The 12216-nt window shown below is 50.6% G+C and carries 15 protein-coding genes; 14 read left to right on the top strand and 1 reads right to left on the bottom strand.

The window, feature by feature from the left end:
• The first annotated feature begins 246 nt into the window (after positions 1-246).
• From EFBL_RS04675 to EFBL_RS04640, 8 genes are all read left to right on the top strand, one after another.
• Positions 247-546: an EthD family reductase gene (locus EFBL_RS04675; RefSeq protein WP_096180974.1), complete on the top strand. Its 300-nt coding sequence runs from the start codon at positions 247-249 to the stop codon at positions 544-546.
• A 33-nt stretch (positions 547-579) separates the two neighbouring features.
• Positions 580-1011, top strand: a complete 432-nt coding sequence (locus EFBL_RS04670) for a hotdog fold thioesterase (RefSeq protein WP_096180983.1) — start codon at positions 580-582, stop codon at positions 1009-1011.
• 62 nt (positions 1012-1073) lie between these two features.
• A complete protein-coding gene (locus EFBL_RS04665; RefSeq protein WP_096180982.1) occupies positions 1074-1463 on the top strand; it encodes a PaaI family thioesterase in 390 nt (129 codons plus the stop codon).
• Positions 1464-1495: 32 nt separating this feature from the next.
• Positions 1496-2833 (top strand): phenylacetate--CoA ligase PaaK, encoded by a 1338-nt coding sequence (gene paaK / locus EFBL_RS04660; protein ID WP_096180973.1) that lies wholly within the window; start codon positions 1496-1498, stop codon positions 2831-2833.
• Positions 2834-2853: 20 nt separating this feature from the next.
• Complete coding sequence (locus EFBL_RS04655) at positions 2854-3627, top strand: enoyl-CoA hydratase-related protein (protein WP_096180972.1); 774 nt, start codon at positions 2854-2856, stop codon at positions 3625-3627.
• A 12-nt stretch (positions 3628-3639) separates the two neighbouring features.
• Positions 3640-4416 (top strand): enoyl-CoA hydratase-related protein, encoded by a 777-nt coding sequence (locus EFBL_RS04650; protein WP_096180971.1) that lies wholly within the window; start codon positions 3640-3642, stop codon positions 4414-4416.
• A gap of 24 nt (positions 4417-4440) precedes the next feature.
• Positions 4441-5640 (top strand): 3-oxoadipyl-CoA thiolase, encoded by a 1200-nt coding sequence (pcaF, locus tag EFBL_RS04645; RefSeq protein ID WP_096180970.1) that lies wholly within the window; start codon positions 4441-4443, stop codon positions 5638-5640.
• A gap of 43 nt (positions 5641-5683) precedes the next feature.
• Positions 5684-6103 carry a thioesterase family protein gene (locus EFBL_RS04640; protein WP_096180981.1) on the top strand — a complete coding sequence of 140 codons (420 nt, stop codon included), beginning with the start codon at positions 5684-5686 and terminating at the stop codon, positions 6101-6103.
• Here the strand turns inward: EFBL_RS04640 and EFBL_RS04635 are convergent.
• Positions 6100-6363 (bottom strand): hypothetical protein, encoded by a 264-nt coding sequence (locus EFBL_RS04635; protein WP_096180969.1) that lies wholly within the window; start codon positions 6361-6363, stop codon positions 6100-6102. The genes EFBL_RS04640 and EFBL_RS04635 overlap by 4 nt on opposite strands.
• Positions 6364-6603: 240 nt before the next feature.
• Between EFBL_RS04635 and paaX the strand changes: the two genes are divergently transcribed.
• The 6 genes from paaX (at position 6604) to EFBL_RS04605 (ending at position 12169) form a co-directional block, all read left to right on the top strand.
• Complete coding sequence (paaX, locus tag EFBL_RS04630; RefSeq protein ID WP_096180968.1) at positions 6604-7434, top strand: phenylacetic acid degradation operon negative regulatory protein PaaX; 831 nt, start codon at positions 6604-6606, stop codon at positions 7432-7434.
• 106 nt (positions 7435-7540) lie between these two features.
• The gene (locus EFBL_RS04625) at positions 7541-8419 is read left to right on the top strand and encodes a branched-chain amino acid ABC transporter permease (protein WP_096180967.1); all 879 of its coding nucleotides are present in this window, start codon (positions 7541-7543) and stop codon (positions 8417-8419) included.
• Position 8420: 1 nt separating this feature from the next.
• Positions 8421-9440, top strand: a complete 1020-nt coding sequence (locus EFBL_RS04620) for a branched-chain amino acid ABC transporter permease (protein ID WP_096180966.1) — start codon at positions 8421-8423, stop codon at positions 9438-9440.
• Complete coding sequence (locus EFBL_RS04615) at positions 9440-10213, top strand: ABC transporter ATP-binding protein (RefSeq protein WP_096180980.1); 774 nt, start codon at positions 9440-9442, stop codon at positions 10211-10213. Before EFBL_RS04620 ends, EFBL_RS04615 begins: the two co-directional genes overlap by 1 nt.
• An 11-nt stretch (positions 10214-10224) precedes the next feature.
• Positions 10225-10962, top strand: a complete 738-nt coding sequence (locus EFBL_RS04610; RefSeq protein WP_096180965.1) for an ABC transporter ATP-binding protein — start codon at positions 10225-10227, stop codon at positions 10960-10962.
• A 37-nt stretch (positions 10963-10999) separates the two neighbouring features.
• Positions 11000-12169, top strand: a complete 1170-nt coding sequence (locus EFBL_RS04605; RefSeq protein ID WP_096180964.1) for an ABC transporter substrate-binding protein — start codon at positions 11000-11002, stop codon at positions 12167-12169.
• Positions 12170-12216: the final 47 nt, after the last annotated feature.

The following is a 12216-nucleotide window of genomic DNA, read 5'->3' as shown; positions in this document are numbered from 1 at the left end:
AACCCACCAACCATTTATTAACAATGGGCTTAGGGGGCTTAGTTTGGTATTGCCTTTTTACGTGAGTCTGTGGCCTTTAATTTTCAGGATAGATTTTAAGTGCAGTTCAGAAATAACAGAAAAATATATTGACTCAAAAATGAATGTAATAATATACTGATATCAGCAACAACGTGAAAATAACGTTATATAAAATATTGTTATATAATGATACGTTTTTCACGTTGAAAAAAGGGAGGATTCCAATTGGTTAAGTTGGTGGCAATCTATCGGAAACCGGAAAATGTGAAAGAGTTTGATGAACATTACCACAATGTGCATGCTCCGCTTGCGGCAAAGATGCCGGGCCTTGTCAAGCTGGAAGTCAACAAAGTCTATGGAACTCCCATGGGAGAAAGCGATCTTCATTTGATTGCAGAAATGTACTTTGAAACCAAAGAAGCCCTGGCAAATGCGTTATCTTCTCCGGAAGGGCGGGCAGCCGGAAAAGATTTGATGGGATTTGCAGGGAAATTGGTGTCGATGCACTTTGCCGAAGCGTTGTAGGTGAGCGGAGTGAGAAATCAGCTTACTGACGGGATGATTCACAAAAAGTACTATGAACAGATCTGTGAGAAAGTAAAGCAGGATCCGTTCGGCCGGTTTCTAGGCATAAAACTGGTGGAAGTCGGAGCGGGAACCGCCACAGCCGAATTGGATGTAACGGCGGACATGCTGAACGCTCACGGAACGACCCATGGTGCCGTTGTTTTTGCTCTGGCGGACTTCGTTTTCGCCGTTGCCTCAAATTCCTACGGGAAAACGTCGGTAGCCCTCTCAATGAACATCGGGTATCTTGCGGCAAGTTATGAAGGGACCCGGTTACGGGCTACAGCGGTTGAAGAAAGCCGGACCAATCGGACTTCCTGGTACCGGATAAGGGTTGAGAGCGATCAGGGGACCGTTGCGATTCTGGATGCTTTGGCATATCGGAAGAACGAGTATTTTATCCCTATGGAACAACCTGAATGAAAACGCTTCCAGACAAGTTTACGGAAAGGGGGGATCCGGTGAAAGCTGCAGGCGGCAACGCGATCAGCACCGAATCAAAGAACCGGTTCAATCATTACCTGGGAATTGAGATCCAACATCTGGACGACCAAGGATGCAAAGCGGCTTTGAAGATTCGCCCGGATTTTTACAATAGCATCGACGGGGTGGTTCACGGCGGCGTCACCAGCACTTTGGCCGATGTGGCTATGGGGTATGCGGCTGCTCCCCATGTCGACGGTGTGCAGCAATGCGTAACGGTGGAAAGCAAGATCAGCTATCTTGCACCGGCGCGAGGAGACTTGTTGCTGGCAGAGTCCAAGGTGATCAAAAGGGGTTCAAAAATAATCGTCATGGAAGCCCGCATAACAACGGGAGACGGTGAACTGGTGGCGGTGGCGCTGGGCACTTACGCACGTGTAAAGCCTAAGTGAGTAACCTCGTTACAGATAGGGGGTAAAATCCGATGATTTTTAATCCCGGTATAGAAACCATCTCACGGGAAGAACTGCAAAAGATTCAACTTGAAAGACTGAAAGAGACGGTAAAGCGCTGCTATGAGAATGTTCCATTTCACAAACGGAATTTTGACAATGCGAGGGTTCAACCGCAGGATATCCGAAGTCTTGACGATTTGCAGCGCCTTCCTTTCATGAAGAAAACCGATTTGCGCGAGAACTACCCCTTCAATCTGTTTGCCGTTGACATGAAAGAGGTGGTTCGGATTCACGGATCCTCAGGCACAAAAGGGAAACCCACCGTTGTGGGATATACCAGAAAGGACATCGAGAACTGGTCCGAAATTGTTGCCAGAGCGATTTGCTGCGCAGGCGGACGGCCGGGAGACATCTTCCACAATGCTTACGGATACGGATTGTTCACCGGCGGTCTTGGATTGCACTACGGAATCGAATATATGGGAGCTGTGGCGGTTCCGGTTTCCGGCGGGAACACTCCTCGCCAGATCACCTTGATACAGGACTTCGAACCGCGTGGAATCTCCGCAACGCCTTCCTATGTGCTCAACATTGTGGAAGAGATGGAAAGAATGGGCTTGGATCCGAGATCCACCAGTCTGGAATATGGAATCTTCGGCGCCGAACCGTGGTCGGAAGAGATGCGGGAACAACTGGAAGGAAAGCTGGGAATCAAAGCGGTTGACATCTATGGGTTGAGTGAAGTGATGGGTCCGGGGGTCTCCATTGAATGTCACGAAGCGCAAGATGGACTGCATATTGCGGAAGATCACTTCCTGGCGGAGATTATTGATCCCAATACCGGTGAAGTTCTCCCTTATGGTGAGGAAGGGGAACTCGTCTTCACTTCTTTGACCAAAGAAGCATTTCCGGTTATCCGCTACCGTACAGGCGACATTGCTTCCCTGAATCCGGAAAAATGCAAATGTGGACGCACAACCATTCGAATGTCGCGGATCAAAGGCCGCGTGGATGACATGTTGATTATTCGCGGCGTGAATGTATTCCCGACAGAGATTGAGTCTGTTCTTTTTGGCTTCAGACAATTGGCTCCCCACTATCAGGTTGTGATTGAACGTGAGGGGGCGCTGGACCGGTTTGAAGTCCATTGCGAGCTGGCCCAGGAGTATATGCTCAAGATCGGAGACCTTGAAAACAGCAGAGATGTTGCCGGTTTGCTGAAGGAAATCGGTCATGCCATGAAGAATGCGCTTGGCGTGTCAGTGATGGTAAAAGTTCACAAACCCAATTCGATCCCCCGCAGCGAAGGAAAAGCGATTCGGATTGTGGACAAAAGAAACAAAGTGGTGACCGGCAAACAGTCCTGAGGCGAAAGAGAGGAACTAGGATGGTCTACGAATTTATCAAAGTTTCGATAGATCAAGCTGTGGGGATCATTACGCTGAATCGCCCGGAGGTTCTGAACGCTCTTAACCTGAAGATGGTGGATGAAATTGTCGCCGAGTTGGAGCGGATGGACCGGGATGACAAGATTCGGGCCATTGTCATCACCGGGAACGACGCAGCATTTGCTGCCGGGGCGGATATCGCGGAAATGGCTGACGAAGCTGCCATCCCCATGTTGATAAAAGATCAGTTTGCGGTGTGGGACCGGATTGCCAAAGTTTCGAAACCGATCATTGCGGCGGTCAGTGGATTTGTACTCGGCGGCGGCTGCGAATTGATGATGAATTGCGATATTGTCATTGCCTCGGAAACCGCAAGGATAGGTCAACCGGAGGTCAAACTGGGAATCATGCCCGGAGCGGGGGGCACCCAACGTTTGACCAAAGCGGTGGGAAAAGTAAAGGCGATGGAGATGTTGATGACAGGGGAACCGATTCCTGCGGAAGAAGCGTTGAGGCACGGTCTCATCAACAAACTGGTTCCGGTCGAGGCGTATCTGCAAGAAGCGGTCAAACTGGCCAAGCAAATTGCCAAACAGCCGCCGGTGGCAGTCCGCCTGATCAAGAAGTCGGTCCTGAAGGCTATCGACACACCTTTGAATGAAGGGTTGGACTATGAACGCAACAGCTTCTATCTGTTGTTTGCAAGCGATGATAAGGCCGAAGGCATGAGAGCGTTTGGCGAGAAACGAAAACCGAATTTTGCGGGGCGATAGGGGATGGTTGGAATGTTCGGGACAATTGTCTATGAAGTTGAAGACAGCATTGCCAGAATTACGCTAAACCGCCCGGATAAGTTTAATGCTTTTACCGAACAAATGCATAAGGAAATGATCGAAGCTTTCAAACGGGCCGACAAGGACCCCGGGGTTCGCTGCATCGTGTTGACGGGTGCCGGCAAAGCGTTTAACGCTGGGCAGGATCTTGGCGATGTTCAGGGACAGGATATTGACTTCGGAGAATTTTTGCGAAAACGCTACAATCCGCTGATTACTCAAATGCGAAAGACCGAGAAGCCAATCCTGGCAGCAGTCAATGGAGTGGCCGCCGGGGCCGGCATGAGCCTGGCATTGGCTTGCGATATCCGGCTCGCTTCCGAGAAAGCGTCATTTGTGAATGTATTTGTGAGCATCGGGTTGGTTCCCGATTCCGGCGGGTGTTACTTCCTGCCAAGAATTGTGGGGATTGGGAAAGCATTGGAACTGGCCATGACCGGGGACAAAGTAACGGCCGAAGAAGCGTACCGCATCGGGTTGGTCTCGAAAGTGTATCCGGCCGAAACATTTGAAGCGGATACCATGGAATACGCCCGCAAACTGGCCAAACTGCCGACCAAAGCAATCGGTTTGATCAAACGCTCAATGTACAAAGGGCTTCACATGACTTTGGAAGAAACCCTGGAATATGAAGCGTTGGTTCAGGAAATTGCGGGGAGTACGGAAGACCATAAGGAAGGCGTAGCTGCCTTCTTTGAGAAAAGAACGCCTGTTTTCAAGGGGAAATAGGCTGTACGCAGGGGAGGGAGCCAAGTGAGAACACCGGTCATCATTGATGCTGTGCGAACGCCGATTGGGCGGTACGGCGGAGCGTTAAAAGATGTCCGTCCTGACGATTTGGGAGCCGTAGTCATCCGCAAACTTATGGAAAGAAATCCGTTTGACGCCGACCTAATTGATGACGTGATCTTCGGATGCGCCAATCAGGCCGGTGAAGACAACCGGGATGTGGCGAGAATGTCCGTCTTGTTGGCGGGTCTTCCGGTGACTGTTCCCGGAGTGACCGTCAATCGGCTTTGCGGCTCCGGTCTTGAGGCAGTGAATCAATGTGCCAATGCAATCGAAGCAGGACGGGGACAAGTGTACATCGCCGGCGGTACGGAAAGTATGACAAGGGCCCCCTTTGTAATGTTGAAATCCGACAGTTCATTCCCTCGCGGGAATCAGCAGATGTTTGACACCACGATCGGTTGGCGATTCGTCAATCCGAAACTGGCAGACAGGTACTACCCCTACAGCATGGGCGAGACTGCCGAAAATGTGGCCGAGCAGTATGGCATCAGCCGGGAAGACCAGGATACATTCGCGCTGATGAGTCAGCAGAAATATGCGAAAGCCTTGGCGGAAGGCAAATTCAACGACGAAATGGTTCCGGTTGAAATCCCGGGTCGCAAAGGTGAGATCACAATCTTTGATCGGGATGAGCATCCTCGTCCTGATACAACCCTGGAACAGTTGGCCAGGCTCAAACCCGCTTTCCGTAAAGGGGGAACGGTAACCGCCGGTAACTCATCGGGTGTGAATGATGGTGCGGCTGCCCTGTTGCTCATGGAGCAGGAGACGGCAGTGCGGCTGGGTTTCAAACCAAGAGCCCGCGTAGTGGCTTCAGCGGTTGCGGGTGTTGACCCATCCGTCATGGGAATCGGACCAGTGCCTGCTGCACGAAAAGTATTGAAGCAAGCGGATTTAAGACTCGAGGACATGGATCTGATCGAAATCAATGAAGCGTTTGCAGCTCAAGCATTGGCCTGCGCCCGTGAGTTGAATGTAGATCCCCAACGTTTAAATGTAAACGGAGGGGCGATTGCTATCGGCCATCCGCTAGGATGCAGCGGAGCCCGAATTCTTGCCACTTTGCTGAATGAAATGGAACGACGAAACGTCCGCTACGGCTTGGCCGCCATGTGTATAGGCGTCGGACAGGGAATTGCCACGATTATCGAACGCTGCTGATCTGAACGTACTCATCGAAACGGTTTGGAAGGAGGCGTTTTCCATAAAATCGGGCCTGCTGCCGGGAGTTGTAACGGAATTCACAGTTACTGTAACGGAAGATATGCGTCCATCCTTTGACGGCCAGGTGATTCACGATGTGATGTCCACCGTGTCCATGATCCATTTCATGGAACTGGCGGGTCGAAAAATCATCCTCCCTTTCCTGGAAGAGGGGGAAGAAGGGGCGGGATTCGCCATCGACGTAAGACATGTGGGGCCGGCCGTGGTAGGGCAGGAGGTGACTTTTCGCGCAATCTGCACGGAGGTAACCTCAAAACGGGTAGTCTGTGGCGTCCTGGCCGGGACGAAATGGAATCTGGTCGGCAAAGGGTCTTTCACGCAGGCGATCTTTCAAAAGCGGGACATGATCCAACGTATTGAAGAATTGCAAAACAGGCTGAAAGCGGAAAACGTTCCTTAGCTGTTCATGATTCTGGAGAGAAACAATTCGATTTCCTTTGCCGTATAGAATTGTCCCTGATCTCCTTCGTCAGCAAGGACCAAAGACGGAGGCATCGAATACAACTCGGCGTCTTCCGGGGAATACATGACCAGTTGCACCATCTGGCCATTGGGAAAGTGCCAGGTTACCAGTTCATAATTCTTTCCGGCGCTGTTTTCCACGTGGATGATGTGTTCTGAGAAGGGATAGTTTTGTTCAGCTTTTGCAATCAGCTTCATTGAATTTGCCACCTCGCTTTTCTTGTCGGAAATATAACGATTTTTGATTTATACGTTACAATAACATTATATAAAAAATTGGATCCAAATATAAACACAATTCCGGAATATTATTTCGAACATTTTATGAATATCTATAATGTTTCTCGTTCACTCCGTTTTACAGCTGATATATTTTTGCTGTTATAATAACTGGTACTGACACAATAAGTTTTCAGACCTGAAATGGAGTGAATCGATTTGAAACCGCAATCTCTTCTTTTCACCATATACGGCGAGTATGTACGCCACCATGGAGGTGAAATCTGGGTAGGCAGCTTAACCCGTTTGATGGGTGAGTTTGGAATGTCGGAACAGGCGGTGCGTGTCGCCATCTCAAGGATTGTCAGCCAGGGATGGCTGAAAGCGAGGAAAATCGGCAACCGGTCCTACTATTCCATGACTCCCCGAGGGAAGAAGCGTTTGGATGAGGCAGGTGCCCGGATTTACAAGCAGACATCAGCCGAATGGAATGGCAAATGGTGTATCGCAACCTATAACATCCCGGAAAAGAAACGGGCGATTCGCGATCAACTGCGAAAAGAACTTTCCTGGATGGGATTCGGGATGCTGGCCAACAGTACCTGGATCAGCCCGCATGATTTGGCTGAACGCGTGAAGGAAATTGCCGAGTCCTACAATATTTCCGATCATGTTGAGATTTTCACCTCGGAATATATGGGGATCGGCACAGACAAGCAACTTGTGGAGAAATGCTGGAATCTTGATGAGATCAACGACGCTTACCGGAAATTTATCCGTCAGTACCAGCCGCAATATGAAAAGCTTCGGGAGCAAATCATCCGGAACCAGGAGATTTCGGACAGCAAGTGCTTTGTAGAAAAGACAGAACTGGTGCACGAATACCGCAAGTTTCTGTTTATTGACCCCAGTCTGCCGGATGAGTTGCTGCCCGATTTTTGGGTGGGGCGAGAGGCAGACCAATTGTTCCGTGATTATTACTCGTTGCTCGATCCGGGTGCGGTCCGGTTTTTCCTGAGTGTATTTGAAACCGCTCCGAACAAGAAATAGGCAATTTACAGAATCGAGTGGGAGGTCGATCCTTATCGAGTCCCTTACGGCCTCCTTCCCATTTTTTCAAACCGGACAATTTAAAACAGATGAGGAGGGGGCTATAATGACGGAATTTTTCCAATATATAGTCAATGGTTTCGTTGTTGGCGGGGTTTATGCCATCGTGGCTGTGGGCTTTGTAACCATTTACAACGTCAGCAGGGTGATCAATTTGGCGCAGGGTGAGTTTCTGATGCTGGGCAGCATGCTGACCGTTTCCTTCATAAGCATGCAGGTTCCTTACGGGGTCGCCATGCTTCTCGCCATCCTGATGGTAACGGGGCTTGGCATTCTGATGCAGAAATATGTTGTCGGGGTGGCCAGGCAAGCGACACCTTTAAGTCTTATTATCCTTACCATCGGCGTATCGATATTGATTCGGGGCATCGCCAGTCAGATCTGGGGCAAGGACTCTTACAGCCTGGAACCGTTAACCGGGAATGAACCCCTGGCGATAGGCGGAGTCAGCATTGCCCGGCAAAGTGTCTGGATTGTGCTCTCCGTACTGGTCATTCTTATCTTCCTCTGGTATCTGATGGAGAAAACGATGATCGGCAAAAAAATCAAAGCTTGTTCCGTCAATCCGTTAGCTGCCAGATTAATGGGAGTGAGCCCCCCCAGGATGACAATGCTTGCATTTGCCATCAGCGCAGCGACGGGTGCGTTGGCTGGGATTGTGATCGCGCCCCTGAGTGTCACCTCCTATGATGCTGGCATTTTGTTGGGCATCAAAGGGTTCTCGGCTGCGATATTTGGCGGATTGGGAAGCCCGATTGGAGCGACGGTGGCCGGATTGCTCTTGGGATTAATGGAATCTCTTGGTGCGGGACTGATCAGTTCGGGGGTAAAAGATGCCATTGCCTTCCTGGTGCTGATTGCCGTTTTGTTGATCAGGCCAACAGGACTGTTTGGGGAACGGAACGTAGGGAAAGGAGGCCTGTAGTATGCCGGGAAGAGTCAAAACATTTAGAAAAGATCTTCTTGCTTATCTCCTGATTGTGGTTCTGTTCCCATTCTTGCTGTCGGACGATTATTACCATTCAGTGGGGGTAATCGTCGGTTTGCACGCGATCGTTGCCATTGGACTGGGGCTCGTTATGGGCTTGGCTGGCCAGATCTCACTGGGGCAAGCGGGATTCTGGGGAATCGGGGCTTACACTTCGGCTGTTTTGTCTGCAAAATATGGGATCTCTCCAGTACTGGGGATCCTGGCGGGAGCGATTGTCCCCGGAATCGTCGCTTTCTTCGTTGCGCGGGCAATTGCCGGATTGCAAGGGTATTATCTGGCAATGGCCACACTGGCCTTCGGGTATATCGTGCAAATCGGAATCACGGAGTGGGAATCGGTTACGGGCGGTGCCAACGGAATGATCAGCATCCCGTCGCTGGATGTCTTCGGGATTGGTACCAGCGAAGTCAGCATGTACTACCTGGTATGGGGTGTCGTTACACTCGTTCTGCTGTTTTCCCTTAACATTATGAACTCACGTGTGGGCCGTGCATACCGTGCCATTCACAAAAGTGAAATTGCCGCCACTTCGATGGGGATCCACGTTGCTCATTTCAAACTGGGTGCCTTTGTAGCAAGCGGAATGTTTGCCGGTATTTCGGGTGCTCTATATGCCCACTACATGGGAATACTTGACCCGCAACCATTCGGACTGCACGAATCCATCAAATTTCTGACGATGGTGGTGATCGGAGGGATGAGCAGTATCTGGGGAGCCTTGATCGGCGCTGTGATTATCAATGCCATCAGTGAGGTGTTGCTTGTCTTGAGCGAGCATTTCCCATGGCTGAAAGGTGATATTGACACCATCGTATTCGGTGCCATTCTGGTCGCGATCATCATGTTTATGCCGGAAGGATTGGTTCCCCGTTTGCGGTCTTGGGCCAAGAAGCCCAAAAGCAGCGTGCGGGCGGCAAACCGGTCTGAAAAAGCGGAAATGGAGACGGTGGCATGATGGACAAATTGCTGGATATCAGACAGATTTCAAAGGTCTTTGGGGGGGTTCAGGCGGTTCGGGATGTGAAGTTTCATGTGAACACCGGTGAAATTGTAGCTTTGATCGGCCCAAACGGGGCTGGCAAGAGTACCGTATTGAATATGGTATCCGGTGTATTCCCGCCTTCCGGTGGTGAAATTCGCTATCGTGACATATCTCTGACTGCTCTGAAGGGGTATCAGTATGCAGGCCTGGGAATCTCCCGGACCTTCCAGAATCTTCAGGTGTTCGATGATATGACGGTTCTGGAAAACGTAATGGTTGGCTTCCATTCGGGAACTAAGTCCGGTTTGCTTGCATGCGGGACCAGATTGGGAAGGGCTCGCATCGAGGAAAAGGGAATGCGGGATCAGTCCCATCAATTGTTGGAGATCGTTGGAATTGCCGAAATGGCTGAACAGACGGCCGGCAGCCTTCCTTACGGCAAGCTCAGGTTGTTGGAAATTGCCAGAGCGATGGCGGTTGCACCGAAATTGTTATTGCTTGACGAACCGGCAGCCGGTCTGAATCATACGGAAACGGCTGACTTAAGCCGATTGTTCAAGCAAATCCAATCGGGCGGGACAGCGATTTTGCTGGTGGAACATGATATGGACATGGTAATGAACGTGGCGGACAGAATTGTGGTGCTTGATCAGGGAGAAAAAATTGCGGAAGGCACACCTGACGAGATTCAGCAGAATCCAAAAGTGATAGCCGCCTATTTGGGACAAGAAGAGGCAGTGGTATAGGGGGTGAGCCAATGGCAAAGACAATCTTGAAGGTTCAGGATCTGTTCGCCCGTTACGGACCGGTTCGGGTTCTGCATGGCATCAACCTTCGAGTATCAGAAGGAGAAATTGTGTGTCTTCTGGGAGCCAACGGAGCAGGCAAAACCACATTATTGAACTGCATCTGCGGCCTGCATCCAGCAAAAGAGGGACACGTGGAATTCTGCGAGGAAGATATTACGCTCGTTCCGGCGGAAACAGTGGTCAGGAAAGGGATGGCTCATGTTCCGGAGCGCAGGCAGATTTTCTCGACGTTGTCGGTCGAGGACAATCTATGGTTGGGCGCATCCCATCGACTGCGAGAGGCGGGCAAACCCGCTATCTTGAAGGAAATCGACCAGATCTATGAACGTTTTCCAATCCTGCGCGACCGGAAACGACAAATGGGTGGAACACTGTCAGGCGGACAGCAACAGATGCTGGCGATCGGGCGTGCGTTGCTGTCCAGACCGAAGCTTCTGTTGCTGGATGAACCGTCACTTGGATTGGCGCCGTTAATTGCCAAGGAAATCCTCCAGATCGTCCGGGAGATCCGGGACAAATGGGGAACCACCGTATTGTTGGTGGAACAGAATGCCATTGCGGCCTTGGCGGTTTCGGATCGGGCCTATGTTCTGCACACCGGTGCCATGATGCTGGAAGGCACCGCCAGAGAGATTGCAAACGATCCGCGCGTTCAATCGGCATATTTGGGAAAAGCCCATGCTTAAGGAGTTATTGAGATCATCATTCAAGGGGGTTTTATCTATGAAAGGACAAACAAAAAAATGGTTGACCGGATTAATCGCATCGTCACTGCTTGTACTGACCGCTTGCTCGGGAGGAGGCCAACCCGCCGCCAAGCAAAGCAAGGATCCCATTAAGGTAGGAGCCGTATTTTCCATGACGGGTCCCAACAGCCCGCTGGGAGTACCTGAAAAACAGTCTGTGGAAGTGTTGCTGAAAAAAATCAACGAAGGCGGAGGCGTGAACGGCCGCCCTCTGGAAATCGTTTTTGAAGACGACAAGTCTGACAATACGGAGGCTGTTAAGGCTATCAAAAAGTTGATTTCCAAAGACAAGGTGATCGCCGTACTCGGTTCGTCGGGCAGCGGGCCATCCCTTGGCATGGCGGAAGTCGCCACTGCGGAAAAAATACCGATGATCTCCATGGCGGCAGCCAACCAGATCACCGATCCGGTCCGTCCGGGCATCTTCAAAACCCCCCACACGGACATTCACGCAACAAAACGGATCTACAAATATCTCAAAGAAAAAGGAATTACGAAAATAGGAATCCTGTATGACAGCAATCCTTATGGCAGTGGTTTTGCCGAGCAGTTGAAAAAATTCGCCCCTGAATATGGCATCTCGATTGTGGCGGATGAAAAATACGGCACGAAAGACACCTCCATGAGCACCCAGTTGACCAAAATGAAATCGACGGATGCAAAGGCGATTCTCATTGCCGGAACCAATCCCGGTCCTGCCACTATCGTAAAGGAAGCAAAACAACTGGGAATCAGCATACCGATCATCAGCAGCCACGGCAGTGCGAACAGCAAGTTCATCGAACTGGCAGGGGATTCGGCAAATGGCGTATTGCTGGTTGCGGGCAAACTTCTCATTCCTGATCTGGTTGCCGACAACGATCCACAGGCAGCGGTCATCAAAGAGTTTGTCAAACTGTATAAAGCTGCGTACAACAGCACCCCGGACGGGTTTGCCGGATATGCTTACGACGGTTTGAACATTCTGGTCGAGGGTTTGAAGGCAGCAGGCGGAGATCCCGCCAAGCTGGCGCAATCTTTAGAAAATGTGAAAATTGTCGGGGTTACCGGAGAATTCAAGTTCAGTTCAACGGATCATAACGGTTTGACGGAGGACAGCATGATTATGGTGGAAGTCAAGAACGGAAAGTTTGAACCGGTGAAATAAGGAATCCCAAGGAGCGCAATTTGAGCTGACAGGGAGCATTGGCTCCC

The sequence above is a fragment of the Effusibacillus lacus genome (assembly GCF_002335525.1).
GTDB classification, from domain to species: Bacteria; Bacillota; Bacilli; order Tumebacillales; family Effusibacillaceae; genus Effusibacillus; species Effusibacillus lacus.
Note: the sequence above shows the minus strand (reverse complement) of the source record. Positions and strands in the feature narration are given on the sequence as shown.